The 25,260-nt window shown below is 65.6% G+C and carries 24 protein-coding genes; 13 read left to right on the forward strand and 11 right to left on the reverse strand.

The features are described from left to right. The first annotated feature begins 5 nt into the window (after positions 1-5). Genes polA through BGO47_RS08210 form a run of 5 tightly spaced genes read left to right on the forward strand, consistent with a single transcriptional unit; the run spans position 6 to position 6,449 of the window. The gene (gene polA, locus BGO47_RS08190; RefSeq protein WP_292710449.1) at positions 6-2,654 is read left to right on the forward strand and encodes a DNA polymerase I; all 2,649 of its coding nucleotides are present in this window, start codon (positions 6-8) and stop codon (positions 2,652-2,654) included. Positions 2,655-2,681: 27 nt separating this feature from the next. Next, positions 2,682-4,355, forward strand: coding sequence for a DUF885 domain-containing protein (locus BGO47_RS08195; RefSeq protein WP_292710453.1), 1,674 nt, complete (start codon positions 2,682-2,684; stop codon positions 4,353-4,355). Between the two features lie 60 nt (positions 4,356-4,415). Continuing rightward, positions 4,416-5,480, forward strand: a complete 1,065-nt coding sequence (locus BGO47_RS08200) for an LLM class flavin-dependent oxidoreductase (RefSeq protein WP_292710457.1) — start codon at positions 4,416-4,418, stop codon at positions 5,478-5,480. A 4-nt stretch (positions 5,481-5,484) separates the two neighbouring features. Then, on the forward strand, positions 5,485-6,249 hold the full coding sequence (locus BGO47_RS08205; RefSeq protein WP_292710460.1) for an SGNH/GDSL hydrolase family protein: 765 nt from the start codon (positions 5,485-5,487) through the stop codon (positions 6,247-6,249). A gap of 32 nt (positions 6,250-6,281) precedes the next feature. Further along, complete coding sequence (locus BGO47_RS08210) at positions 6,282-6,449, forward strand: hypothetical protein (RefSeq protein ID WP_292710462.1); 168 nt, start codon at positions 6,282-6,284, stop codon at positions 6,447-6,449. Between the two features lie 93 nt (positions 6,450-6,542). Here the strand turns inward: BGO47_RS08210 and BGO47_RS08215 are convergent, their stop codons facing one another. Further along, positions 6,543-7,889, reverse strand: a complete 1,347-nt coding sequence (locus BGO47_RS08215) for a D-alanyl-D-alanine carboxypeptidase (protein ID WP_292710465.1) — start codon at positions 7,887-7,889, stop codon at positions 6,543-6,545. A gap of 285 nt (positions 7,890-8,174) precedes the next feature. On the opposite strand from BGO47_RS08215, the gene BGO47_RS08220 reads away from it, so the two are divergent. The 3 genes from BGO47_RS08220 to BGO47_RS08230 all read left to right on the forward strand — a co-directional run bounded on the left by BGO47_RS08220 (position 8,175) and on the right by BGO47_RS08230 (position 10,470). Next, on the forward strand, positions 8,175-8,816 hold the full coding sequence (locus BGO47_RS08220; RefSeq protein ID WP_292710467.1) for a hypothetical protein: 642 nt from the start codon (positions 8,175-8,177) through the stop codon (positions 8,814-8,816). A 25-nt stretch (positions 8,817-8,841) separates the two neighbouring features. Continuing rightward, positions 8,842-9,813 carry an AEC family transporter gene (locus tag BGO47_RS08225; protein ID WP_292710470.1) on the forward strand — a complete coding sequence of 324 codons (972 nt, stop codon included), beginning with the start codon at positions 8,842-8,844 and terminating at the stop codon, positions 9,811-9,813. Positions 9,814-9,909: 96 nt separating this feature from the next. Further along, the gene (locus BGO47_RS08230) at positions 9,910-10,470 is read left to right on the forward strand and encodes a DUF308 domain-containing protein (protein ID WP_292710473.1); all 561 of its coding nucleotides are present in this window, start codon (positions 9,910-9,912) and stop codon (positions 10,468-10,470) included. 71 nt (positions 10,471-10,541) lie between these two features. Here BGO47_RS08230 and BGO47_RS08235 read toward each other — a convergent pair whose 3' ends face one another. After that, the gene (locus BGO47_RS08235; RefSeq protein ID WP_292710600.1) at positions 10,542-11,306 is read right to left on the reverse strand and encodes an SDR family oxidoreductase; all 765 of its coding nucleotides are present in this window, start codon (positions 11,304-11,306) and stop codon (positions 10,542-10,544) included. Between the two features lie 138 nt (positions 11,307-11,444). Between BGO47_RS08235 and BGO47_RS08240 the strand changes: the two genes are divergently transcribed. The 4 genes from BGO47_RS08240 (at position 11,445) to BGO47_RS08255 (ending at position 14,186) form a co-directional block, all read left to right on the forward strand. Continuing rightward, positions 11,445-11,942, forward strand: coding sequence for an NfeD family protein (locus BGO47_RS08240; protein WP_292710476.1), 498 nt, complete (start codon positions 11,445-11,447; stop codon positions 11,940-11,942). Beyond that, the gene (locus BGO47_RS08245) at positions 11,935-12,864 is read left to right on the forward strand and encodes an SPFH domain-containing protein (protein ID WP_292710479.1); all 930 of its coding nucleotides are present in this window, start codon (positions 11,935-11,937) and stop codon (positions 12,862-12,864) included. The genes BGO47_RS08240 and BGO47_RS08245 overlap by 8 nt, the downstream gene beginning before the upstream one ends. Beyond that, positions 12,861-13,649: a glycerophosphodiester phosphodiesterase family protein gene (locus BGO47_RS08250; RefSeq protein ID WP_292710482.1), complete on the forward strand. Its 789-nt coding sequence runs from the start codon at positions 12,861-12,863 to the stop codon at positions 13,647-13,649. The genes BGO47_RS08245 and BGO47_RS08250 overlap by 4 nt, the downstream gene beginning before the upstream one ends. 153 nt (positions 13,650-13,802) lie before the next feature. Next, the gene (locus tag BGO47_RS08255; protein ID WP_292710486.1) at positions 13,803-14,186 is read left to right on the forward strand and encodes an RNA polymerase-binding protein RbpA; all 384 of its coding nucleotides are present in this window, start codon (positions 13,803-13,805) and stop codon (positions 14,184-14,186) included. Positions 14,187-14,258: 72 nt separating this feature from the next. On the opposite strand, the gene lnt is transcribed toward BGO47_RS08255, so the two are convergent. The 9 genes from lnt to BGO47_RS08300 form a co-directional block, all read right to left on the reverse strand. Continuing rightward, positions 14,259-15,809, reverse strand: a complete 1,551-nt coding sequence (gene lnt / locus BGO47_RS08260; protein ID WP_292710490.1) for an apolipoprotein N-acyltransferase — start codon at positions 15,807-15,809, stop codon at positions 14,259-14,261. A gap of 50 nt (positions 15,810-15,859) precedes the next feature. Then, positions 15,860-18,349 (reverse strand): DEAD/DEAH box helicase, encoded by a 2,490-nt coding sequence (locus BGO47_RS08265; RefSeq protein WP_292710493.1) that lies wholly within the window; start codon positions 18,347-18,349, stop codon positions 15,860-15,862. After that, on the reverse strand, positions 18,346-19,107 hold the full coding sequence (gene tatC, locus BGO47_RS08270) for a twin-arginine translocase subunit TatC (protein ID WP_292710603.1): 762 nt from the start codon (positions 19,105-19,107) through the stop codon (positions 18,346-18,348). Before tatC ends, BGO47_RS08265 begins: the two co-directional genes overlap by 4 nt. A 68-nt stretch (positions 19,108-19,175) precedes the next feature. Continuing rightward, the gene (tatA, locus tag BGO47_RS08275; RefSeq protein WP_292710496.1) at positions 19,176-19,445 is read right to left on the reverse strand and encodes a Sec-independent protein translocase subunit TatA; all 270 of its coding nucleotides are present in this window, start codon (positions 19,443-19,445) and stop codon (positions 19,176-19,178) included. Positions 19,446-19,545: 100 nt separating this feature from the next. Next, a complete protein-coding gene (locus BGO47_RS08280) occupies positions 19,546-20,523 on the reverse strand; it encodes a WYL domain-containing protein (protein WP_292710498.1) in 978 nt (325 codons plus the stop codon). Continuing rightward, positions 20,520-21,527 carry a WYL domain-containing protein gene (locus tag BGO47_RS08285; protein WP_292710502.1) on the reverse strand — a complete coding sequence of 336 codons (1,008 nt, stop codon included), beginning with the start codon at positions 21,525-21,527 and terminating at the stop codon, positions 20,520-20,522. The genes BGO47_RS08280 and BGO47_RS08285 overlap by 4 nt, the downstream gene beginning before the upstream one ends. A 48-nt stretch (positions 21,528-21,575) precedes the next feature. Beyond that, positions 21,576-22,538, reverse strand: coding sequence for an FKBP-type peptidyl-prolyl cis-trans isomerase (locus tag BGO47_RS08290; protein WP_292710505.1), 963 nt, complete (start codon positions 22,536-22,538; stop codon positions 21,576-21,578). Positions 22,539-22,542: 4 nt separating this feature from the next. Further along, positions 22,543-23,580, reverse strand: a complete 1,038-nt coding sequence (locus BGO47_RS08295) for a tRNA (adenine-N1)-methyltransferase (RefSeq protein WP_292710508.1) — start codon at positions 23,578-23,580, stop codon at positions 22,543-22,545. Continuing rightward, on the reverse strand, positions 23,577-24,260 hold the full coding sequence (locus BGO47_RS08300) for an HAD family phosphatase (RefSeq protein WP_366246880.1): 684 nt from the start codon (positions 24,258-24,260) through the stop codon (positions 23,577-23,579). Before BGO47_RS08300 ends, BGO47_RS08295 begins: the two co-directional genes overlap by 4 nt. A gap of 124 nt (positions 24,261-24,384) precedes the next feature. Here BGO47_RS08300 and BGO47_RS08305 point away from each other — a divergent pair, with 124 nt between their 5' ends. Next, the gene (locus tag BGO47_RS08305) at positions 24,385-25,251 is read left to right on the forward strand and encodes a PAC2 family protein (protein ID WP_292710511.1); all 867 of its coding nucleotides are present in this window, start codon (positions 24,385-24,387) and stop codon (positions 25,249-25,251) included. The last annotated feature ends 9 nt before the right edge of the window (positions 25,252-25,260 follow it).

Here is a 25,260-nt window from a genome sequence, read left to right on the forward strand (position 1 = left end):
ACAGAGTGACGGACTCCTCGAAGCCTACCCTCCTGGTCGTCGACGGCCACTCGCTGGCCTTTCGGGCGTTTTTCGCCCTCCCCGTCGAGAACTTCACCACCAAGGACGGTCAGCACACGAACGGGATCTACGGGTTCCTGTCGATGTTTGTGAACCTGGTCAAGGCCGAGAAGCCCACGCATGTCGCTGTAGCTTTCGACACTTCGCGCCAGTCGTTCCGTACCCGTGAGTACGCGGAATACAAGGCGAACCGTGCCGAGACCCCGAAGGAGTTCCAGGGCCAGATCCCCCTGCTGCAGGACTGCCTCCGGGCCATGAACATCACGGTGCTCCAGCAAGAAGACATCGAAGCCGACGACATCCTCGCCACTCTGGCGACCCGGGGCGCGGATGCCGGGTATCACGTGCTCGTCTGCTCGGGTGACCGCGACACGATTCAGCTCGTGGATGAGCGCATCACACTGCTCTACCCAAGTGTGCAGGGGGTGTCCCAACTCAAGCGGTACGACCCTGAAGCGGTACGCGAGCGTTACGGCGTTTCGCCTGAGCAGTACCCCGACATCGCGGCTCTGGTCGGCGAGACCAGCGACAATCTCCCCGGCGTCCCCAAGGTGGGGGAGAAGACGGCGGTGAAGTGGCTGACCCAGTTCGGCACCCTTGAAGACCTGCTCGAGAACGCCGACCGTGTCACGGGAGTGGTGGGCAACAACCTGCGCGAGCACCTCGATGACGTCAAGCGCAACCGCGCGCTGAATCGGCTCTTGCGCGACGTCGAGCTGCCGGTCGGCCCCGACGAGCTAGCTGTCACCGGTATGGATGCACAGGGCGTTCGCGACATCTTCGCGCGGCTGGAGTTTCGTACCCTGCTGCCGCGCGTGTTCGAGGCCTTTGGCGGCGAGGAACCCGCGGATGCAGCGCGGGCGGTGCATCTGCCGGTTGCCACAGAGGCGAACTCCGATGCTGTGGCTGCGTGGCTGGCAGGCGGCGTCGGCGAGGTCGCGGTGACTGTCGTTCCAAGCGCAGGCGCGGCGAGTTCGGCATCCCTCCCGACCCGTGTGGGGTTCGCGCGCGAAGCCGATGTTGTCGAAACCAGCTGGACGACAGAGTCGGCGGCCCACCTCTCGGGCTGGTTCGCGTCCGATAGCCCGAAAGTTTTCGCCGACGCCAAGGCCCAGATCAAGATGCTGCGTCGTGCGGGCGTCACCGTCGGGGGTGTCGCGTTCGACACTGCGTTGGCCGGGTGGCTTCTTCGTCCGAGCTTCCCCGACAAGACACTCGCAGATCTCGTCGACCGCTACCTGGGAGAGAAGCTCCCTGAGGCCGATCCGACGCAGCTGATTCCCGAAACCGAGGGCGCCACTCCCGGACAGCTGTCGTGGTTCACGCTGCGGGTCGCGAACGCGCTTCGGGCTGAACTGCCGGATGACCTCGCCGGCGTGCTCCGCGAGATCGAGCTTCCGACCCTCGACGCGCTCGTCGACATGGAGCTGGACGGGGTGGCAGTTTCGCACGAGACGCTTGCCGCGTTCTCGGCAGAACTCGGCGCCCGCGCCGATGCGATCGCCGCCGAAGCTTTCGACACAATCGGTCGCGAGGTCAACCTCGGGTCCCCGAAGCAGCTCCAGGAGGTGCTCTTCGAAGAGCTGGGACTCCCCAAGACCCGCAAGACGAAGACCGGCTACTCGACGGATGCCGCGGTTCTGGCCGACCTGCAAGAGACCAATCCGCATCCGTTCCTTGGTCTGCTCCTCCAGCATCGCGAGGCGACCAAGCTCAGGCAGATCATCGAGTCGCTGGATGCCGCGATCGGCACCGACGGCCGAATCCACACAACCTACGTGCAGACGGGGAGCCAAACGGGGCGCCTCTCGAGCACCGACCCCAATCTGCAGAACATCCCCATCCGGACCGAAGACAGCCGCCGTATCCGTTCGGCATTCGTTGTCGGCGCCGGGTATGAAACCCTCCTGACCGCCGACTACTCGCAAATCGAAATGCGCATCATGGCGCACCTGTCGGAGGACCCCGGGCTCATCGAGGCCTTCAATTCGGGTGAGGATCTGCATCGCTTCGTCGGCGCGCGCGTGTTCGGTGTGGACCCCGCCGATGTCACCCCGCAGATGCGCACGAAGGTCAAAGCCATGTCGTACGGCCTCGTCTACGGCCTCTCTGCCTTCGGGCTGTCCAAGCAGCTGCGCATCGAACAAGCCGAGGCCAAGCAGCTCATGATGGAGTACTTCGCGCGATTCGGCGCGGTGCGCGACTACCTGCGCGCTTCTGTCGAGAAGGCTCGGATAGACGGGTACACCGAGACGATCTTCGGTCGCCGCCGCCCCTTCCCAGACCTCACCAGCCCGAACCGCGTTCTGCGCGAGAATGCCGAACGCGCTGCGCTCAACGCACCCATCCAGGGCAGCGCTGCCGACATCATGAAGATCGCGCTGTTCCGCATCCACCAAGACCTCCGCGACAGCGATCTGCGTTCGCGGGTGTTGCTGCAGATCCACGACGAGCTCGTTGTCGAAGTCGCGCCGGGGGAGTGGGACCGGGTCGAAGAGATCGTCAGGCAGAGGATGGCTGACGCGGCGACCCTGTCCGTGCCGTTGGATGTCGAAGTGGGCCGCGGCGGCGATTGGAATCTCGCCGGGCACTGACCGCTCGTTCTGGTTAGGCTCGAACGCATGACTGAAGCTCCTCGATCTGCCACGCCCATCGACGCGATCGCAGATGCGTGGGTCGACACGCTCGCGGAGCGTGTCCCCACCCTCGCCACCTACATCGGTCGCTCCGAGCACAATGCACGCTACGGCGACTATTCTCCAGCTGGCGTTGACGCACTCGCCGACGAAGCCCGCACGACGCTCGCTGCGCTGCGCACCACCGAGCCCGTGGACGACATCGATCGCGTCACGAAAGCAGACCTTACCCGCGAGCTGGAACTCGACCTCGAACTCCACGACGCCCAGTGGCATCTTCGCGACCTGAACGTGATCGCCTCGCCGCCGCAGGACATCCGCGCGGTCTTCGACCTCATGCCCACCGACACGGCGGAGGACTGGTCTGTCATCGCGACGCGACTGGGAGCGGTCCCAGAGGCGGTACGCGGCTACATCGAAACCCTCCGAGCCGGAGTCTCAGCTGGGGTCGTACCCGCCAGGCGGCAGGTGCGCGAAGTCGTGACCCAGATCGGGCGCTACACGAGCGACCGCGGCTTCTTCGCGGAGTTCGCCGCCGAGGCCGCACCCAACGACGGGCAGCTTCCGGCATCCCTCGCCCGTGAGCTCGCCGACGCAGCGGGCGCTGCCCGCGTGGCGTACGAAGAGCTCGCCGATGTTCTCTCCGCCGAGGTCGGCCCTGCCGCTTCCGAGCAGGACGGCGTCGGCCGGGACCTGTACGCGCTGCACTCACGGCGCTTCCTCGGTGCGACCATCGACCTCGATGAAACCTACGAGTGGGGCATCGAAGAGCTCGCGCGCATGGTCGCCGAGCAGGAACAGATCGCCGACGAGATCCTTTCCGGCGCGAGCGTCGAGGCGGCTGTCGCGTTCCTCGAGAGAGATACCTCGCGAAAGCTTCACGGTACCGAGGCGCTGCAAACGTGGATGCAGCAGACGAGCGATCATGCCGTGGCAGAGCTCGGGAAGACGCACTTCGACATCCCCGAACCGATCCGCACGCTCGAGTGCATGATCGCGCCCACCAAGGAGGGCGGGATCTACTACACCGGCCCGACCGATGACTTCTCGCGCCCCGGGCGCATGTGGTGGTCGGTTCCGGAGGGCGTCGAGGACTTCGACACGTGGCGAGAACTGACGACCGTGTATCACGAGGGCGTTCCCGGTCACCACCTGCAGATCGCTCAGGCCGTCTACAACCGCGCACAACTCAACTCGTGGCGGCGTCTGCTGGCCGGTACGTCGGGCCACGCGGAGGGGTGGGCGCTGTACGCGGAGCGCCTCATGGAGCAGCTCGGCTACCTGGATGACCCCGCGGACCGGCTCGGCATGCTCGACGGGCAGCGGATGCGGGCAGCGCGCGTCGTGTTGGATATCGGCGTCCACCTCGGCAAGCCCCGCTTGGACGGCGAAGGCGTATGGGACCACGACTACGCCCTCGCCTTCATGCGCCGCAACGTCAACATGTCGGACGAGTTCATTCAATTCGAGGTCAACCGCTACCTCGGCTGGCCCGGGCAGGCTCCGTCCTACAAGGTGGGTCAGCGCATCTGGGAACAGTTGCGAGACACCGTTGCCGAGCAACAGGGCGACGCGTTCGACATCAAGGCGTTTCACAAGCGCGCGCTCGACATCGGCGGAGTTGGGCTCGACACGCTACGTGCGGCGTTGCTGATCTGAGGAATGGAATAGGGACCGGACCCGTATGGTTCTATGCACATGCATGGAAAGGATGCCGTCATGATTCAGTTCGGTCTCGATACCTTCGGTGATGTCACGGTCGATGAGAGCGGAGCGCCCCTCTCTGACGCACAGACGCTGCGCAATCTTGTCGACCAGGCTGTGCTCGCCGACGAACTCGGCATCTCGTTCATCGGCGTCGGCGAGCACCATCGGCCCGACTTCGCGGTGTCGAGCCCCGAGATCGTGCTCGCGGCCATCGCCGGGCGGACCCGCGACATCCACCTCGGCACTGCCGTGACGGTTCTCTCGTCAGACGATCCGGTGCGGGTCTACGAGCGGTTCGCGACCCTGGATGCCGTCTCGAACGCTCGCGCCGAGGTGGTACTGGGCCGCGGGAGCTTCATCGAGTCCTTCCCCCTGTTCGGGTACGACCTGAAGGATTACGAGGCCCTGTTCGAGGAGAAGCTCGAACTGTTCTCCCTCTTGCGCCAGGAGCGCCCGGTCACCTGGTCCGGAACCACCCGCGCCGCGCTCACTAGTGCTGACGTGTACCCGAAGACCGAGGGATCCGGCCTCATGACCTGGGTGGGCGTCGGAGGGTCACCCGAATCCGTCGTCCGGACAGCGCGGTACGGCTTCGGCCTCATGCTCGCGATCATCGGCGGACCCGCTGAGCGCTTCGCACCCTATGTTGAGCTCTTCCATCGTTCGCTGGCCTCCTTTGGACACGATCGCAAGCCGGTCGGCGTCCACTCGCCGGGTCACATCGCCGATACCGATGAGCAGGCGTGGGAACAGGCGTATCCTGCGTTTGAAGCGATGAACAACCGTATCGGAGCCGAACGCGGGTGGCCGCCCTACAGTCGGATGCGGTTCCAGCACGACGTCGGAGCCGGGGGAGCGGTTTACTCGGGGTCACCCGACCGGGTTGCTCGCAAGATCGCCGACACCGTGTTGACGCTGGGGATCGACCGTTTCGATCTGAAGTACTCGAACGGCACGCTCGGACACGAGCAGCTGATGCGCTCGATCGAGCTCTACGGCACCAGGGTGATCCCGATGGCGCGCGAGATGATCGCGGAAGGCGCAGACCGGCAGCGCGATGAGGCACCCGTAGGCTAGGGGAGTGCAGGAGATCCGCTACGTTGCCATCGGTGATTCCTTCTCCGAAGGCGTCGGCGACGAGCTGCCTGACGGCACCGTCCGGGGGTGGGCAGACCTCACCGCTCTCGGCTGGGCCAACGCACTCGGTGCTCCGATCGCGTATGCGAACTTCGCCATCCGCGGCAAGCTTGCGTGGCCCATCGTGGAAGAGCAACTGGAGCCGGCCCTCGCTCTCCGTCCGACCCACCTCTCGTTCAACGGGGGAGGCAACGACATGCTGCGACCCCGCACGACGATCGAGAGCATCGCGGACGCCTTCAGCACCGTCCTGCGCCGGTGCGATGAGGAAGGGGTCCGTCTGGTTCTGCTCTCGGGCGCCAACCCCTCAGCCCAGCTGCCGTTCCGGTCGCTGATCCAACGCCGCGGAGACGACCTCTCGCGAGCAGTAGTGGCACGAGTCACCGACCGTCCCGATGTTGTCCGGGCCCTCAACTGGCCGGATCGCGAGCTGTCGCATCCGTCGTTCTGGTCTGCCGACAGGCTGCACATGAACTCGCGCGGGCACCACCGGGTGGCTGCGCGCCTCCTCGGCGCCCTGGGCCACCCCGCACCAGGGGAGTGGTGGTCGATGCCCGAGCAGTCCACCGCCGACGCGGTGCGTGGTTTGGCCTACTATCGCGCGCACGTCGGCCCATGGGTTCGTCGACGACTGACAGGCACGTCGTCGGGTGACGGCCGGATGCCGAAGTTCGGGAATTGGGTGACGATCGAGCCCGCTGGAGCCTGAGCTGGTCTATCGTGGGGCACAAGGGGGTGGCGATGATGACGTTCTGGAACCGGGTGACTCGCCTCTTCGTTCGCAAGCCCGTCTCGTTCTCCGAGGCGAAAGAAGGCCGCGAAGCGCAGGAAGCTGTTGATCGAGCGCGGGCTGCCGCTCAGCATCAGTTCCAAGACAGAACCGTGCGCAACAGCGGCTGGTTCACGTGACTCCGCCCGGATGAGGCCATATGCCAGATCCGGAATCTAGTGTCAAGGCGCTCTGGGTGACCACGGTGAGCTGCGCGCCGACTGGTGCCGAGTTCAGCCCGCGACGAGCTCCGTAGGGTGTGTCAGTCGCCACCAGTCGGTCGGCGGATCGATTGACTCGGTCACGATGAGCTCAGCGCTCTCGCTGTGCGGACCGGCTGTCCAGGTGATCAGACCCACGACGTCGCCGGTCGCGAACTCGATCGGGTTGTCCATCGTAACCTCGACCGCGATCGGCGTGTCAGACCACGTGAAGATGTCGACGTCGCGCGCGATCACAACCTCCGTGGTTCCACCCCACGGTGCCGTGACGGTGCCGATGTGGTCGCCTGCCAGTCCGACAGGGACGTCGTGGAACCCGCGGCGGATGCTGTCGAGCATGCGAAGCACATCAGCATTGGCTGACTCCCGCGTCGCGCCGCCCTGGATTGCGCCTGTGACATCCAGGTGCATGCCTGCGATGTCCAAGCCCGCTGTGAACACCAACGCGTAGGTCCCGTACCCGAGGTTGCCGGTCTTCATCCCCGTTACTCCGTCGACGCCCAGCAAGGCGTTGGTGTTCTGCAGCGATCCAGGCCCCGGGATCGTGAGCGAGGCTGTTCCGACGATCGACGCGAGGGTCGGGTTTGCGGCGGCAAGCTTTGCGATAGCGACCAGATCAGTGGGCGTGCTGACATTCGCGGAGTCGAGCCCCGTGGGTTCGACGACCGTCGTGCCGGCCAGACCATGGGCCTGGAGCCAGTCGCTGGCCGCCGCGCGGAAGCTGGATACCGAGCCGAACGCCCACCGACTGATGGCCTCGGCGTAGTTGCTCGCCGAGGGGATCAACATCGTGGCCAGCGCATCGTGCAGCGACATCCGTGTGCCCGTGGGCATTGCCGCGATCGTCGCTCCACGAACGTAGTACTGATCGTAGAGATCGTGGTCGGCTTTCGAGAACGTGATCGTCGGGCCGGGATCGGATGCGTCCGCGAGCGGGTACTTCTCAAGTACGACGAGTGCCGTGATGATCTTGCTGACGCTCGCCATGACCTGCGGATCCTGGGGACCGGACGTCTGCCAGATTCCACTCGCGCCCTCGCCGAGATACACGTCCCCGCCTGACACGCTCAGTGCTGAAGAGCCGAAAGACGGAAGCGAGATCTGAGCTGCAACGGGAGACTCGACGGTCGGCGTCTGCCACTCCAGCGTCGCGGCAGGCAGGGGAGTGTTCAGCGCCCAGGCGACGTACCCGCCCGTCGCCACCATCCCGACAACCATCACGATGGCGATCACGAGACCCGTGATGCGCAGCGCCCGCGAGGGACCGTTGGTGGCGACAAACGCGTCGTCGTCCGAGTCCGGGGTCATGAGGTCAGCGATCGTGACCTGTTCGTCGGCGTCCGGGGGAGGAGTGGTCATGACAGCCGACCCTTGGCGCTCACCGCGCAACCAGGCCAGGCACGATCATCTGAACCGACACGTCCCCGCATCCGACACGCCCTCCGCGTCACGCACCACACCCGATAGAACGAGGCTAACCCGGGAGCCCAGCGAGCACGAGCGCTGCCAGGCCAGGAGAGCGGGCTTAGTCTCGAGCGGCATGGTCAGTTCAGACCGAGCTGACATAATGTGCATTATCGGCGACTATCCACGATGGCTCGGTTGTAACCGAGCCGACGCAGTCTGGCTCGTTAGGCTCGAAGGATGCGGCGGCGAAACCTGACGTGGACGATCGGTGGCAGCGCACTGATCCTGGCCGGTATCGTCGCGATGCTGGACGCCGTCATGCTCGGCTCTTCTCTACGTCCGGTTCTCACTGTGATCGCCGAGCTTGCTTGGGCCGTCGGCGTCACCGTGTTCGCCGTTGGACGAACGAGGTACGAAAGCATCGTCGCGCGCAGACCTATGGGTCTCGTCACGATGCTGATCGTGGCGTGGTGGCATGTCGTCGCCCGCATCGTCTTCGACGTGATGACACCGAACGGCGGCTTCGCCACACCAGATTCGATTCCGCCAATGTACGTCGTCCTGGGTTACCTCGACCTGTTGATACCGCTCGCTGCCGGGACCATCGCGACCGTCCAGATCGCGCGGACCCGCATCGTTCCGTCTCCGTGGCGGTGGGCGCCGCTCTGGGTTCTCGGACTGAGCGTCCTCGTGGGCGTCATGACCCAGGGCATGTACGCGACCATGGCACTCCCGCAGCAGGCCGTCGCCGACGTTGCAACACTCGTCGGCGCACTGTCGAGCCTTGCGAGCACAATAGGACTCGGCGTCCTCGCGCTCATCCTCAGCGAACGCGGCCGCGCCGAAAGCGTCCACATCTTCCGCTCCGGCCACCCGTAGCTCAAGCACCACGGTGGCGTGATTCGTGCGTCTGGCACCGGCGGTAGCGTGGAAGGATGCGAGTTCCGGACCTCCCGTGCTGAACGTTGCGACGGGGTTCGCGGTCATCGGCCTCGCGATCGCGGTCGGGTACGTCATCGGACGCATCAACCTCCTCGGCCCGCAAGCCGGCCCGGTTCTCGGGCGTCTGGTGTTCTTCGTCCTCTCCCCTGTGCTGCTGTTCGTCGTGTTGTCCGAGGCCGACATCGCCACCCTCTTTTCCGCACTCCTGCCGGTCTCGGCGATCACTGCGGTCATCATCATCGGTCTGTACGCGGCGATTTCACGCCTGTTCTGGCGGCGTACCGTGGGAGATTCGCTGATCGGCGCACTCGCCGCGGGTCAGGTGAACTCCAACAACATCGGCATCCCCCTCTCGCTCTATCTGCTGGGCTCGGCCGCCTACCCCGCACCCGTCATCCTGTTCCAGCTCCTTGTGCTCGTCCCGATCTCGATGGCGATCCTCGAGAGCGTCACCGCGACGACACGGAACGTCGGGAAGATCGTGGTGCGTACTGTCACGAATCCGGTCGTGATCGGATCGGTCGCGGGAACGCTCGTCGCGGCGACGGGGCTTCAGCTTCCCTCGCTCGTGACCGAGCCCCTGCACTTCCTTGCCGCTGCCTGCGTCCCCGTGTTGCTGCTGAGTTACGGGATGTCGCTCCACGGACAGCGGGTTCTCGCGGCCGGTGGGCACCGACGCGAGGTCATCCTGGCCACAGCGTTCAAGCTGATTCTGATGCCCCTGCTGGCGTGGGTGCTCGCGAGCGTCGTCTTCGGGCTTCCGAAGGCGGAAGCGCTCACCGTCGTCGTCCTGGCGAGCCTCCCAACCGCTCAGAACGTCTTCAACTTCGCCCAGCGCTTCGGCGTTGGCGAAACTATCGCGCGCGACACAGTCTTTCTCACCACGATCGGGTGCATCCCCGTTCTGGTTGGTGTCCTCGTCCTTTTCGGGTGATCTCAGGCCGACATACCCCTCCCACTCCCCCGAAGCCGGGTCGGAACGCTACGCTGAGAACGCAAGCTCTCAGCTAACTCCCAGAAAGGGAATGCCATGTCAACCGAAAGCTCCGTCGCCAAGGAGGCCATCAACGGCGTCCGCACGGCGCTCGGCATCGCCGGTGTCCTCTCGCTCATCGTCGGAATCCTGATTCTCGTCTGGCCGGGCCGCACGGCCATGGTCGTCACGGCGATCATCGCGATCTATGCGATCGTGGGTGGGCTCGTCTACGGCGGCCTCGGCATTTTCTCGAAGTCGATGGGCGGATGGTCGCGTGTCGGCCACATCATCCTCGGCGTCATTTTCATCGCCGCGGGTATCTTCGCCTTCTTCAACCTCGCAGCAACCACGGGATGGTTCGCCGTCTTCCTCGGGATCCTCGTCGGAATCATGTGGATCGTCGAAGGTGTCGTTTCACTGACCACGCTCAGCGACGCAGCTTCCAGGGGCTGGACAATCTTCTTCGCGATCATCAGCATCGTCGCCGGTGTCGTTCTGCTGTTCTCGCCGCTCTGGGGCGCAGTCGTGCTCTGGTGGCTGCTGGGGATCTCACTCGTCGTGCTCGGCATCATCCAGATCGTGCGTGCCTTCACGTTCGGCAAGAAGAGCGTCTGACCACTCACGTCATAGCAGAAGGCCCCGGGGATGCCCGGGGCCTTCTGCTATGAACGGATGCAGTGACGAGGTCACTCCCCCACGAAAGAGCTTGTGTCGCCGACGAGCCGCGTGTTGTCGGCGGGGATCGGGTCCACAGCGGCCTGTGCGACCTCCGCAGCGAACTCCGAAACGTTGTAGAGCTTGCCGGCCGATTCGCGCCGCGAAGCAATGGCTCCGGGGTTCGCCCGCTCCAGCAGCGTCGCCGTGATGGTTCCCTCGATCATGTCACCGGAGACGACGACGAAACCGATCCCGCGTTCGAGCAGTGCAGGCACACGCTCGCGAAGCGCATCTTCACCGGCACGCTTGGAAAGGGCGACCGGCTCGTATTCGGGCATCGTCGGGGTCGTACGGATGAAGTGGGCCTGGTGGCTGGTCACGAAAACCACTCGTGCGTCGCCGCGAAGAAGCGGCACGGCCGCCTCGAGCACGGTGACCTGGGCGTCCCGGTTCAGGAGCAACGCGTAGTCATCGGCCATTCCGGCTTCCATGCCACCGGATGCGTTCAGGACGAGGATGTCGAGGCCCCCGAACTCCTCCTCGACGGCAGCGAACATCGCCGCGACCGACTCGGGATCGGTCAGGTCCGCTCCCACGACGAGAGCATCGACGCCCAACTCCCGCACTTCGGCGGCAAGCTTCTCGGCGCGGGGAGCCTTGTTGCGGAAGTTGATGACGACGTTCGCTCCCGCTGCTGCGAGATAGCGGACGGTGTCGGCACCGATTCCGCGCGACGAACCGGTGACGAGCGCGGTCTTTCCGCGCAGGGTTCCGGGGGCGATCGGGGTGGAAATGTCGCTCACAATTGCTCCTGTTGCAGGTCGGCGCTTCAGCCGCGGGGCAGCACCGGAATGGCGCGCGTACCGACCCTACCAACCGGTCCGCGCCGGGCCCTGCGTTGATAGGGTCGGACCAAGAGGAAGGAGATTCGGATGTTGCCCGATCTCACGCAGTATCTGTGGATCCTCTGGCTCGCTCTGGCAGTCCTGTTTGTGATCATCGAGCTCCTCACCCTCGAGTTCACGTTTCTGATGCTGGCTGCCGGAACACTGATCGGCGGCCTCGGGACGAACCTGTTGGGCGGCCCGTGGTGGCTTCAGATCGGGCTCGCCGCAATCGCCTCAGCACTTCTCCTGTTCACGATTCGCCCCCTCCTGCTGCGCGCGCTCCATCGAAGTTCGCCGGTCGTCCTCACGAACGTCGATGCGCTCGTTGGGATGCCGGCCCGTGTGACCCGCGCGTTCACGCAGGGGGCAGGTGAGGTGAAGCTCGACAACGGCGAGACATGGACGGCACGACTGAGCGCCGGTCTGACGGATGCTGAGGCGAACGTCGGACAGCCGGTCAGCGTCATCGCGGTACGGGGCGCCGCCGTCGAAGTGGCTCCGCAGCCCCGGCCATCGACAGAAAGGACCATGGAACATGATTGACATCGGCGCGTTCGCGGGTCAGATCTTCGTCATCGTCCTGCTGCTCGTCATTGCGATCTTCGTGGTCGTGGTGATCTTTCGATCTATTCGGATCATTCCGCAGGCCACGGCCGGCGTCGTGGAGCGCCTCGGTCGCTACCACAAGACCCTCTCCCCCGGCTTGAACCTCCTCGTCCCGTTCATCGACCGGGTACGGCCGCTGATCGACATGCGCGAGCAGGTTGTCTCATTCCCCCCGCAGCCAGTCATCACCGAGGACAACCTCGTCGTCTCGATCGACACTGTCGTGTACTTCCAGGTGACGGATGCCCGCGCAGCCACCTACGAGATCGCGAACTATCTGGGTGCGGTTGAGCAGCTCACGACGACGACGCTGCGAAACGTCGTCGGTGGCCTGAACCTCGAAGAAGCACTGACCAGCCGCGACGAGATCAACACGAAGCTGCGGGTGGTGCTGGATGAAGCGACGGGCAAGTGGGGCATCCGTGTCTCGCGTGTGGAGCTGAAGGCGATCGATCCCCCGGTGTCCATCCAGGACTCGATGGAAAAGCAGATGCGCGCCGAGCGTGACCGTCGTGCGGCGATCCTGACCGCAGAGGGAACAAAGCAGTCGGCCATCTTGCAGGCAGAGGGTGCACGCCAAGCCGAGATCCTGCGTGCGGAGGGCGAAAAGCAGGGTCAGATCCTGCGTGCGCAAGGTGAGGCCGAGGCCATCGCTACAGTCTTCAACGCCATCCACGAAGGCAATCCGGATGACAAGCTCCTCGCCTATCAGTACCTGCAGACGCTTCCGAAGATCAGCGACAGCGCGTCCAGCAAGCTGTGGATCATCCCGAGCGAGTTCACCGAGGCACTCAAGGGCGTATCCGGTGCGTTCGGGGCTCGAGAAGCCACAAAGACGGCACCTGACGAGCAGGCGTGACCCACCCGTACTTCGTCGATGCCCCGTATCCGCGCGTCCTTGCGCACCGGGGCTTGACGGTTGACGACGCGATAGCGGAGAACTCCTACGCGTCGGTCGCTGCCGCGCAGCGGGCCGGCGTGACCTACGTCGAGTCCGACTGCCATCTCACCCGGGACGGCGAGGTCGTGCTGTTCCATGACGCGGATCTTCGCCGGGTCACCGGCGATCCTCGACGTATCGTCGACGTCGAGCTTGCGGAGTTGACGGCCCTGATGGAGGATCGGGGCGGACTGATCACGCTGCGCACCGCACTCGAGGCCTTCCCGGCCCTGAGGTTCAACCTCGACGTGAAAGCGCCCGGGGCCGCCGACGCAGTGGGTGTCCTGGTCGCCGGTCATGGTGAGCGCGTCCTTGTCACGAGCTTCGCGGATGCGCGACGCCGAGCGGCAGTGGAATCCGCCGCGCGTCACGCACCGCCCGGCGCCGTTCCTCCTGCAACATCGGCGGGACGGGAGACGATTGCTCGGGTGATCTGGGGGCTGATCGCACGGTCCCCGCGGCTGGTCGCATCCTCGCTCGCGGGCATCGACGCGCTGCAGGTCCCGGAGCGTCAGGGACCGGTTCGGGTGGTGACGCCCCGACTGATTGAGGCAGCTCACGCGCACGGGGTCGAGGTTCATGTCTGGACCGTGAACGATCCCGCAGATATGAGGCGCCTGGTGGGCATGGGTGTCGACGGCGTCGTCACGGATCGCGCAGACGTGGCGCTCGACACTCTCGGACCGGCCTCGAACCAGCCCTGATACAGCGGCGCCGACGGCGGCACGCCCCGCCTCGGCCTTGCGCGGACTCCTCCCCGCTGAAGATCGCCTGAGAATGCTCTCATCTGCGGGTCGGCATGGATGATCTGCCCAGGTGAGCGCGTTATACCTGTACAGCGACGAGAGGACCACACAATGGCAGACCGCAGCCTCCGCGGCATGAGACTCGGCGCCTCCAGCCTACAGAGCGAGGACGGCGTCGTATTTCATGAGCGGGCACAATTCACCTACTCCTGCACGTCTTGTGGGCGTGACACCACCATGACCTTCGCGGCAGATGCCGAGGTCCCTGAGACCTGGGAATGCCGCACCTGTGGCGCCGAGGCTTTGCTCCGCGTCGATGGTGAGACTGTCACCGTTGACCACGGCGACGTCAAAGCCCCCCGCTCGCACTGGGACATGCTTCTGGAGCGTCGTACGATTCCCGAGCTCGAGGAGCTCCTTGAAGAGCGCCTCGCTTTCGTCCGCTCGCGCCGCGGCGCCGGCGACGACGTCACGGTCGACAAGCTGAGCGCCTGACAGACGCCCACCGCAGCCTCCACCGATGCGGTGCGTGAAACGGGACCGATCCGATCACGGGTCGGTCCCGTTTCATGTCCGGCGGCGGCTCGCGACGATGCCGCTGGCAACCAGGCCGATGATGCTGAGGATTGCGATTGCGATGCCCAGCGAGCCGCCGATCACGATGCTCGGCGTCAGACCGGTTCGCAGCGGAACGTCGGTGAGCATCGCACCAGCCTCATCGGCGGGCAGTGAATCGATCGTCGTACCGTCGGGGCCGATGACCTGGCTTGTCCCGACGGTGGAGATGTTCACCACGGAACGACCGGTCTCGATCGCGCGCGTGCGTGCGAAGGCGAGCTGCTGCAGGTTCTCATCGGTGTTGCGGAAGTCGGCGTTGTTGGTCTGGAACATGTAGACCTCCGCACCGTCGCGCGCGCCGTCGTGGATGACGTCGTCGTAGATGACGTCGAAGCAGATCGCGAGCCCCACCCCGGTGCCGTCGATGTCGACGAAGGGAGGGTTAGATCCCGGGGTGTATTCACGCCCGATGAGCCCGATCAGGTCGGGCACGATCATCTCGTAGAACCACCTGTCGGGCACGTACTCGCCGAACGGAACCGGGTGGGTCTTGTCGTGATACTGCACGGCGCCCGCTCCCGCTTCCCACAGTATCGAGGTGTTGTAGGTCAGGTCGCCGCGCGTTGTCGCGGCGTTGACAAGAAGCGGAGCATCCACCGCCTCCGATAGTCCGTCCAGAACCGCCGCGGTGGTCGCGTTGGTCATCGGGTCCGAATCGATCCCACCTTCGGGCCACAGCAGCACATCCATGTCCTGACCGATCAGGTCGGTGGATGCCGACAGCTGCGCGTTCAGAATGTCGTTGCGTTGACGGGCATCGAAGTAGCCGGACGGGCCGTTTCCCTGCACGCTCCCCACGGTCATCGTGCCCGCCGGAGTGGTGGGGAACTGCGGCGTGATGAGCAAGACGACCCCGAGGCCCGCGACCGGCAGCGCAGTGCGCACATCCGACCACTGGCGCAGACGCAGCCACTCGATAATCCCGGCGGTGAAGGCGACCATCAGGAACGACAGGCCCGTCACCCCGATCCACGAGGTCAGGTGTGAGAGAGGGCTCTCGGATTGGCTCATCCCGATCCGCGCCCACGGGAAGCCGGTGTAGGGCCAAGACCCGGTGACAAGTTCCCGCAGTACCCACAGACCCGCGATCAGCAGCGGCGTGAGGACGAGCTGAGCCCACCGGCCAGGGACGGCTCTCGGCATCCATCGGTAGGCCAACGCGATGAGCACCGACCCCAGAGCGACGTAGATCGTGGCAGCGACCGCCAGGGCGAACCACGGGATCACGCCCAGGTAGCGGTTTAGCCACACGATGTGGACGAGATAGAACGTGATCCCGAAGATGAACCCGACAAGCAAGGCGCCCCAGGCGCTGCGCCCGATGAGTGTCACCAGAGACAGTCCGACCCCGACGAAGGCGAGCGGCCACCAGCCCACCGACGGGTATGCCACATCCAGAATGAGCCCGGCGGCAACTGCCACCAGCACGGCCGCCCACAAGGGCAACAGCGGACGCACGTCAGTGGCGCGACTCTGCGTGGCGCTCGAGGCTTCGGGCATAACGTCCAGCCTAGATTCGGACGGCTATGGCGCGGCTGAAGGTTCGGCGATCACACCGACGAGTACGCCACGATTCCGCGCCGAACGCCATCGAGCGCGCGGCGCGCGACCGCGGCGAGACCGGGCTCGGCCACCAACGACATCTGGTCGAGAAGGTCGATCGTTTGCTTGGCCCACCGTACGAAATCGCCCGCCGCGAGGTCAGCCTCGCGCAGCACGCGGTCCAGCGGCATCCCCTTCGCCCACGAGTGCATGGCGAGCGCGAGTCCCGCAGCGGGCGGCTCCGACCCGGGCAGGCGTGAATCGCGTTCGAGATCGTCGAGGCGTTGCCAGAGGTCCAGGGTCTGCGCGAGAGCCTCGCGGAACGCACCGCGGGGAAGCGCTCGCTCCCCCGGCTCGTCACGGCGTGGCTCGTAGACCAGCGCGCAGGCCAGGGCCGCCAACGACGGCGCGTCCAGCGAGTCCCAGAGACCGAGGCGCAGTGACTCGGCCACGAGCAGATCCCGCTCGCCGTAGATCCGCCGCATCGTCCGACCAGCGGCCGTGAGCCTGGCCGCACTCTCTGCATCCACGCGCACGTAATCAAGGGACGCCAGAACGTCGACAATACGGTCGAAGACCCGGGCGACAGTTCCCGTGCGCGCATCGATCTGGCCACGAAGGCGCTCGACCGTGCGGTTCAGCTTCCAGTACCGCTCTGCCCAGCGGGCGTGATGCTCACGGTCCGGGCACTGGTGGCACGGATGCCGCTGCATGCGCCGGCGCAGCTCACTGATCTCCCGCTGACGCTTGTCTCGCGTCTGGCGGGAGGCATTGGCATCCTTGCGAGTGAGCTTTTCGAGATCACTCAACTCGCGACGGATGCCCGAATACTCGGCGAAGTCGCCCTTGTCGCAGCTCATCGCCTTGGCGTAGCCCGCGAGCGACTCCTCGGCATCCTTCACCTGCCGGGCAAGGCCCACCACAGCCCTGTCGGCCTGGAACTGCGCGAACGAGGACTCGAGAATCTCCCTCGCGCGGGCCCTGCCGAACTGGTCGATGAGGTTGACTGCCATGTTGTACGTCGGCCGGAAACTGGAGTTCAGTGGATACGTACGGCGGGACGCCAATGCTGCCACTGCCTGCGGGTCAAGTCCCTCGGTCCACTGGACGACGGCGTGGCCCTCGACGTCGATCCCCCGGCGTCCGGCGCGGCCCGTGAGCTGCGTGTACTCCCCCGACGTGATCGCGACCCGCGCTTCGCCGTTGAACTTCTCGAGCTTTTCGAGCACAACCGTTCGCGCCGGCATGTTGATCCCCAGGGCGAGGGTCTCGGTCGCGAAGACGACCTTCACGAGCTTGCGCTGGAAGAGCTCTTCGACGACCTCTTTGAACGCCGGAAGAAGACCCGCATGATGTGCAGCGACACCCCGCTCCAGGTTTTCACGCCACTCCCAGAATCCAAGGACGGCGAGGTCTTCCTCGAGCAGCGTCCGCGTGCGTTCCTCGACGATCGCTCGGATCTCCGCCCGCTCTTCGGGGGTTGTGAAGCGTGCTCCGGAGCGACGCACCTGCTGCACAGCAGCGTCGCATCCGGCACGGCTGAAGATGAAGAAGATCGCGGGAAGCAGATTGGATCGCGCGAGCAGTTCGATCACGTCGGGGCGATCGAGCCGTTCGATCCGTTGTGCGTTCGCGGACCGCACGGGACGGTGACCGCCCTTGTGCGGCCGGCGATGCTGGCCGTCGCGCCCGCGGCTTCCCGACATGGCGGCGCTGCGACTGGCCTGCACGCGGCGGTTGCTCTCGTAGGTCGGACCCTTGAACGAACGGATACGCATGAGTTCTTGGTTCACCTGCGCCGTCGCGATGCCGGCACGGTCGTCGAACAGTGGCAGGAGGTCCCCGCGCACCAGAACGTGTTGCTCGAGCGGGACGGGTCGGGTCTCCGACACGATGACGTCGGTGTCTCCGCGCACGGTGTCGAGCCAGTCACCGAATTCCTCAGCGTTCGACACCGTTGCCGAGAGCGAGACCAGACGAACCGCGGGCGGCAGATGGATGATGACCTCTTCCCACACGGCACCGCGGAACCTGTCGGCGAGGTAGTGGACTTCGTCCATGACGACATAGCGCAGGTCGCGCAGCGCCGGCGAGCCCGCGTAGAGCATGTTGCGCAACACTTCGGTCGTCATGACGACGACGCGGGCATTTCCGTTGATGTTGGTATCGCCCGTCAGAAGCCCCACATCATCGGGGCCATAAACTTCCACGAGCTCACGGAACTTCTGGTTGGAGAGCGCCTTCATCGGCGTCGTGTAGAACGCCTTGTCGGCGGGCTCCCGCATCGCCAGATGAATCGCGAACTCGCCGACAATGGTCTTTCCCGCGCCCGTGGGGGCGGCGACGAGCACGCTTCGACCCGACTCGAGCGCGTGGCATCCGGCGATCTGGAACGGATCGAGATCGAACCGCTGATCGTCAGCAAACGCCGCCGTGACCGGATACACGCGAGCTGCCTCGGCCCGCGCAAATCGCTCCGCTGGGCTCGGAACGCTCACCCCGCAGCCTCAGGCGGCAGCAGGGATGCTTGGCGCTTGGACTTGCGTCGATCGAACAGCATCGAGACACCGGCCGCCGCAAAGAAGAGCACGATCAGGATCCCCGCGAGCATCACCATCGACACGGCATCAGCGGCAGGCGTTGCGACCGCGGCGAACAGCGTTGCGACGAGTACCGCCACCCGCCAGCCCTTGAGAATGCCGCGACCCGACATGACCCCCGCGACGTTCAGGGCGACGAGGAAGACGGGAAGGACGAAAGAGACCCCGACAACGAGGAGGAACTTGAACACGAAGTCGTAGTAATACGTCGCATCGTAGAACAACGACGTTCCTGTGGGCGCGAACGTCGCCATGATCTCCACGACGTGCGGGAGCACCAGCCACCCCACGACGGTCCCGGCGAAGAACAGCGGCACGGCTGCACCGACAAAACCAGCCGTGTAGCCGACTTCCTTCCGGGTGAGTCCCGGCATGATGAAAGCCCAGATCTGCCAGAGCCAGATCGGCGCCGAGATCAGGATGCCGATCGCGAAAGCGATCCGGATGCGAAGGTCGAACGGTCCCGTAACCGTCGTGAACATGACCTCGACATTGAGATCCTCCCCCCGCGAAGCCGCGACATCAACGATGGGGACCGTGATCAGCCGAATGATCGGATCGGTGATGATGAACGCCACGACCATGCCGACGACCAGAGCGAGGGCAGAAATCATGAGCCGCTTGCGCAACTCGATCAGATGCTGCCCGAGAGACATCCTCCGGTCACGGCGCGGCCGGTTGGGCTCTCCCACCTGCGGCAGGGAACTGGTCGCCACGCGGCAGATCAGGCTGTGGAATCTCGGCCGCTGGATGACGCGGCCTGCGACGAGCCGGCAGAACCCGTCGAGGACGGGTCAGCAGCCTCGGACGCGGCGACGTCGGGCTTCGCGGCATCCTTGGAGTCGTCGTCCTTCATGGCCTTCATCTCGCCCTTGAAGACGCGGGCTGACTGGCCGAGGCTCTTTGCCAGCGCGGGCAGCTTCGCCGCGCCGAACAGCAACAGGATCACCGCGAGAATGATCAGCAGGTGCGGCCACCCGAATGCGTTCCCCATGGGGTCTCCTCACGATTGCGGTGTGTGCAGTCTACCCCGGCGCCGCTCACGGGTGCCGGAACCTGGCCTGAGGGCCGTCGACGTCGTTCGTTTGGTCTGCCTATGTCTGCTCGGGATATTGAGCCAGGCCCGCCTCAGCCCACTCCCGCGCCGCCTCGCGGGCGCCGATCGGCGCGAGAATCCGAACCGCTCCCCCGCGCCGTGCTGCCAGCCGCCGAAGGCTCACCTCGTCGGCTACTCGCATTCGTGCGGTACTGACTCCCGCGGTCGTCGTGACGGTCGCCCGATCGAGGTAGTCACCAAGAAGAGGCGCAACGGATGCCGGGAACTCCAACGTCACGATCACCTCGTCACCCGCGTTCTCCCCGGTTGCATCAAACCACTCCGGCGCCGGTTCCTGCCCGTGCGCGATCGGGATCTCGGTCAGGACCAGATCGCTGACGCGGTCAAGGTGGAAGGTCCGCATCGCCTCGCGCAAATGACACCATCCCTGGAGGTACCACTGCCCCTGAGCGATCAGGACCTTCACGGGGTCGACAGTCCGGGTTGTGGGAGCACGTTCGGGTGTCTTGTAGGTGAAGCTCACCGCGACGCGCCGCCCCAGGGCATCCGTCACCAGGCGCCTGACGGCATCGACCGGTTCTGAGGCAACGACCACGGCCGCGGGGGTACGGGAGGCGCCGCGGCCGAGCTTGGACAGCAATCCGGCATACAACTGCGAGTCCCCGACGCCGGGGATCGTGGCGGCAAGCTGAAGGCCCGCGAGCAGAGCCGCCGCTTCCCTCGCCGTGAGGCGCGGTGCGCGCTCAAGGCCCACCGAGTTGGTGATGACGATGAGGTCGCGCTCCTCGAGGAGGTCCCAGTCGATGTCGAACAGCTCGTTTGCCATCTGCCAGTAGCCAGAGTCACCCGGCAGGCCGATCACGGTAAGCCCGCGCACCATGGTGCGCATCTGGTCGGCGGTGACATCGAACTCGTCTGCTGCCTCGGCGACAGACACTTCTCCCTTGGAGATGAGGTACGGAACGAGCTGTAACAGCAACGCCGCGCGGTCCGTGGCGACGGATGCCCCGCTCACTGGACCGCTCCGGCATGTGCGTTGCGCACGGCTCGAAGCCGGCTAATGACCTCAGACCTGACCTCATCCGGTTCGACGACACGGACTTCCGGTCCGTACGACGCCAACTCATCGGCGAAAACGTGAAGGTCAACGTAGGGCACCCAGTACCCCTGGGCCGCGGGCTCGGCTCGACGCGACAAACGCAGCCAGGCTTCGGTGCCGGGGTCGATCTCCAGGAGCGCCCGCTGCCGTGCCGCGAGTTCTCGCAAACCTGCGAGAGCTCGCTCGCCCGCGCCCTCGCGCAGTGCTGGATCTCCGGCAGTGCGAGTGATCACCACATCGTCGATGATCCGCGTGAGCAGGAAGGTGCGCGGCGCGTCCAGGTCGAGATCCAGGCCGTACACGTGCCACCGAGCCTCGAACTCGACGAGCGCGAGCGGCTGGAGTCGCCGCACTCGCGGCGCGGCGCTTCCCGGCCGCATATAGCGAAAGCTCACGATGCGCGAGTCCTCGATCGCCCGCTGCAGGGGCGCAAACGACGGTTCGCGCAGGCTGATCCTCGGCGAGTATCCGAGGATCGGGTCCTCGACCGGGATGCCGAGTGCCCGGATCTTGCGGAGGCCGCTGCGCGCGTCGGCCGACAGAGAGCTCTCGCTCCATACGCCCCCTGCGAGATTCAGCAGGGCGAGCTCGGCGGGGGTGAACTCGATGTCGGCAGGCAGCTCGTACTCCGCGGTAGGAACGCGGTACCGCGCCTCCCGGAGATCGTCCGGATCAGCGCGATCGCCGATCGTCTCGATCGGCACACCCAGGCCCCGGAGGCTCTCTTTGTCGCGCTCGAACATCTTCTCAAGCGCGTCTTTCGACGTGCCGGATTCCGACTGCTCACGGTAGCCCGAAACAGACGACAGAATCGTGTCCTTGGTGAGTCCCTGCTCGGTCGCCATCAGGGCCACCACCAGGTTGACGAGCCGCTCCTCGGGCGGGATGCGCGCAGCTGACTTCGAGGACACGCCCCTCATCCTAGGTGTGCAGCGCGCGGCATCCCCGCTTGCCGAGGGTGATTTGGACTACGAGGCGGGTTGCGGATCGAGGCCAAGGATGTCGATCACGAACACAAGCGTTGCTCCGCCAGGAATTGCTCCCTGACCCGCGTCGCCGTAGCCCTGATCGGGCGGCACGACGACGAGCACCTGCGAACCGACGGTCTGGCCCTCGAGAGCCGCAGCGAAGCCTGGAACCACCGCGTTCAGATCGAAGGAGACCGGATCGCCATCCCAGCTGGTGTCGAAGACCTCGCGCGTGTCCCACAGCAGGCCCGTGTAGTGGGCGCGGACCGGCTGGTCACCCGTGACGACCTCGCCATCGCCCTTCTTGATGGTCTGGATCGAAAGTTCAGTCGGTGCAGGGGCGTCAGGGATGATGACCCCGGGCCGGCCGTTCGGGGCGCGAACCACAGAGGGAAGACCGTTGCTGTCGGTGAACTGGTCCGCGCCATCCGCCTTCGGCAGATAGACCTTGCGCACGTCGACAACCGCAACGGCGGAGCTGCCCTCCTCGAGACCGATCTGCGTGGCAGCTGCCGGATTGATGGCCTCGGACGGGAGCGCAATGACAACGCGGTCCCCCTCCTGCGCGCACTGCAGTGATTCCTGGAGGCCGGGCAGCGTGTCGATCCACCGCGACATTGAGAAGACGCTCGAGAGCGTCTCGTCGTACGACGTGGCGACAGCCGGCTCGCCGGTCTTTCCGTCCAGGACCACCATGTCGAGCACGACCATCTGGTTGGGCGTGGTGATCGGCGTGCCCTCGCCCTCGGTGAGGTCGGCCCATGCCAGCTCATCCACCTGGAACGGCGTGTACACCTCGACGTCGGGGGCCGCGCCGAACTCCCCGGTGACGCTGACGAGATCGGTCACGGCGGGATCGGTGTCGGTGACCCGCGCACACCCGTCAGACGGGCTTGCCGAGCAGCCGACGAGCGCGGCAGCTGTCAGTCCGAGGATCGCGAGGAAGGCGGGTGTCTTTCGCACCGGATCAGTCTAGGCGGTCGGGCTCTGCCGTTTCGGCAGCCGTCGCAGGGGCCGCGCCGGCAGCAGCGTGGCGCGCACCGTCGGCAGCGCGTTGGGCCTCGCGAACTCGCTTCCGCAGGTTCTTGTCGGTGATCTGACGGTCCCCCACGGCGCCGGGAGTCCACAGTTCGACATCCTCGTCGCCGTAGCTGCTCTTGGAGGCGCGCCGCTTCTGCTCGGGTGCGACAGCGCCCGGCGCAAGGCGGCGCGCCCACAGCAGAAAGCCCGTGTGAGCGACCATTCGGTGATCGGGGCGCACGGCGAGACCCTCGACGTGCCAGCCGCGGACCATCGTCTCGTTCGCGTCGGGTTCGGTGAACAGACCGGTGTTGCGGATGTATTCGGCTACGCGACTGAGCTGTGTCGCGGTCGCGATGTAGCACAGGACCACCCCGCCCGGGGTCAGTGCCTCGGCTACCGCGTCGATGCACTCCCAGGGCGCGAGCATGTCCAGGATGACGCGGTCGACGGTTCCGGGTTCGACAGCCGTTGGAAGCTCGGTCGCAAGGTCGCCGACGCGCACCTCCCAGGAGGCCGGGCGGTGACCGAGGAACGTCTCGACGTTGGCCTGCGCGACCTCGGCAAACTCCGGGCGTCTTTCGAACGAGACGAGACGGCCAGCGTCACCGATCGCGCGCAGCAGCCAGAGGGAGAGCGCGCCAGAGCCCACGCCCGCTTCCACCACAACAGCTCCCGGGAACACGTCAGCCTCGGAGAGGATCTGCGCGGCATCCTTCGGATACACGATCGCTGCCCCCCGCGGCATCGACATGACGAAGTCACGCAGCAGCGGGCGAAGTGCCAGATACTCGTGACCGGCGCTATTGACCACGACCGACCCGTCGGGGATGCCGATCAGGGTCGCATGCGGCAGCACGCCATGGTGTGTGTGTAGTTCCCCGCCTTCGCGAAGCGTGATCGTGTGAAGCCGGTTCTTCGGGCCGGTCAGTTGGACGCGATCACCGACCCGGAAGGGACCTGACAGACGGGGTGTCGTGCTCATGCAGCGCCGACCTTTCGATGTGCCCGGTGAAGCTCACCGAGGTCGGAAGCTGTCACGCCGTGAAGCGTGGGCCAGACGGCGTGCGCACCTGCTCCCTCGAGCGAGACCATGGCTGGAACGCCCAGGACGACCGACCCCGCCGCCACCGCAGAGCGCAACCCGTTCGGCGAATCCTCAATGGCCAGGGTGTCGACGGGGTCTACGCCGAGCGACGTGCACGCCTGAAGATACGGATCCGGATACGGCTTCGGACGAGTGACGTCATCGCCCGCGACCACGATGTCGAAGGCGTCGAAGTCGATGAGCTCGGCAATGTGGGTTGCCATCCGTCGCATGGACATCGTCACCAGGGCGGTCTTCACACCGGCATTCTTGAGGTCGGCGAGAAGCTCTCTCGCGCCCGGGCGAAACGGAACCCCGTCCTGAGAGATGCTGCGCATCACCTCGGTGGTGAGGTGGTCGATGATGTCGCGGGTCGACATTCGCACGCCCTCCCCCTGCAGGATCCGTGCGGAATCCTCCAGGGCAAGCCCGACGAGCGACAAGGCCTTCTCGTGGGTCCAGGTGCCGCCATAGCTTTCGACGAGGGGGGTCTCCGCCGCAATCCAGTACGGCTCCGTGTCGACGAGCGTGCCGTCCATGTCCCAGAGCACAGCGGAGAGGGCGGATGGGGCAGTCACCGAACCATGCTACCGACGGCCCCGCTGACGATCGGCCACTCGCGGTCCTCGCGACCTCGACGTTTCGCGCACCCGACTGACGGCAGCGTCCTATTCTGGATGGATCGCCACCTGAGGAGGTCACGTGGAGGGACTGGGACGCAGGGTTCTCGTCGCCGCATTCGACGGCTGGAACGACGCGGGTGAGGCAGCGTCCTCGGCGGTAGCTCACCTCCGCGACTCCGGCGGCTACGAGACTGTCTACTCGGTCGACCCCGAACTGTACTTCGACTACCAGTACACGCGTCCGCAGATTCGTACGACGGCGGATGGCGCGCGGGAGCTGACGTGGCCCGAGACGACCATCCTCAGGCCGACCCGAGCAACACGTGGCACGCAACTCTGGCTCCTCACCGGAGTCGAGCCTGCGCGAGCATGGCAGGCTTTCGCCTCCGAACTCGTCGATGTGGCCCTGCGCGAAGACATCACCGGCTTTGTGTCGATGGGGTCGATGATGTCGGATGTTCCGCACACGCGCCCGATCTCCGTCTTCGCGGGTAGCGAGAGTGAGCCGGTGAGGGCAGCCCTCGGACTTGAGCGCAGCTCCTACGAAGGACCCGTCGGCATTCTGAGCGTCATCTCGCACGTTGCCACTGCCGCCGGTATCCCGTCCGCGCAGCTGTGGGCAAGCGTGCCGCACTACGTCGCCGGGCACACTCCCTCACCGAAGGCGAGCCTGGCGCTGCTCGATCGGCTCGAAGACATCACCGGCGCGAAGGTCGATCGGGGAGACTTGCCGACGCAGGCACGCACGTGGGAAGCCTCGATCGATGCGGCGGCAGCCGATGACGAAGAAATGACGGAGTACATCCACCAGCTCGAGCGCACCCGAGACACCTGGGACTCACCGGAGGCATCCGGAGACGCGATCGCGCAGGAGTTCGAGAAGTACCTGCGTCGCCGCGGCGATGGACCCGGTCGCGGTGGACGCGACGAGCCTCGCAAACCCTGACATCTTTCA

Origin of the sequence: Microbacterium sp. 67-17, from assembly GCF_001898325.1 — a bacterium.
Taxonomy (GTDB): domain Bacteria; phylum Actinomycetota; class Actinomycetes; order Actinomycetales; family Microbacteriaceae; genus Microbacterium; species Microbacterium schleiferi.

What these genes read in the sequence shown, in the direction of transcription:
- BGO47_RS08195 (WP_292710453.1), top strand. Translation starts at nt 2,682, where the DNA reads ATGACTGAAGCTCCTCGATCTGCCACGCCCATCGACGCGATCGCAGAT.
- BGO47_RS08200 (WP_292710457.1), top strand. Translation starts at nt 4,416, where the DNA reads ATGATTCAGTTCGGTCTCGATACCTTCGGTGATGTCACGGTCGATGAG.
- BGO47_RS08210 (WP_292710462.1), top strand. Translation starts at nt 6,282, where the DNA reads ATGATGACGTTCTGGAACCGGGTGACTCGCCTCTTCGTTCGCAAGCCC.
- BGO47_RS08215 (WP_292710465.1), bottom strand. Translation starts at nt 7,889, where the DNA reads ATGACCACTCCTCCCCCGGACGCCGACGAACAGGTCACGATCGCTGAC.
- BGO47_RS08220 (WP_292710467.1), top strand. Translation starts at nt 8,175, where the DNA reads ATGCGGCGGCGAAACCTGACGTGGACGATCGGTGGCAGCGCACTGATC.
- BGO47_RS08230 (WP_292710473.1), top strand. Translation starts at nt 9,910, where the DNA reads ATGTCAACCGAAAGCTCCGTCGCCAAGGAGGCCATCAACGGCGTCCGC.
- BGO47_RS08240 (WP_292710476.1), top strand. Translation starts at nt 11,445, where the DNA reads ATGTTGCCCGATCTCACGCAGTATCTGTGGATCCTCTGGCTCGCTCTG.
- BGO47_RS08245 (WP_292710479.1), top strand. Translation starts at nt 11,935, where the DNA reads ATGATTGACATCGGCGCGTTCGCGGGTCAGATCTTCGTCATCGTCCTG.
- BGO47_RS08255 (WP_292710486.1), top strand. Translation starts at nt 13,803, where the DNA reads ATGGCAGACCGCAGCCTCCGCGGCATGAGACTCGGCGCCTCCAGCCTA.
- lnt (WP_292710490.1), bottom strand. Translation starts at nt 15,809, where the DNA reads ATGCCCGAAGCCTCGAGCGCCACGCAGAGTCGCGCCACTGACGTGCGT.
- tatC (WP_292710603.1), bottom strand. Translation starts at nt 19,107, where the DNA reads ATGTCTCTCGGGCAGCATCTGATCGAGTTGCGCAAGCGGCTCATGATT.
- tatA (WP_292710496.1), bottom strand. Translation starts at nt 19,445, where the DNA reads ATGGGGAACGCATTCGGGTGGCCGCACCTGCTGATCATTCTCGCGGTG.
- BGO47_RS08285 (WP_292710502.1), bottom strand. Translation starts at nt 21,527, where the DNA reads ATGAGGGGCGTGTCCTCGAAGTCAGCTGCGCGCATCCCGCCCGAGGAG.
- BGO47_RS08295 (WP_292710508.1), bottom strand. Translation starts at nt 23,580, where the DNA reads ATGAGCACGACACCCCGTCTGTCAGGTCCCTTCCGGGTCGGTGATCGC.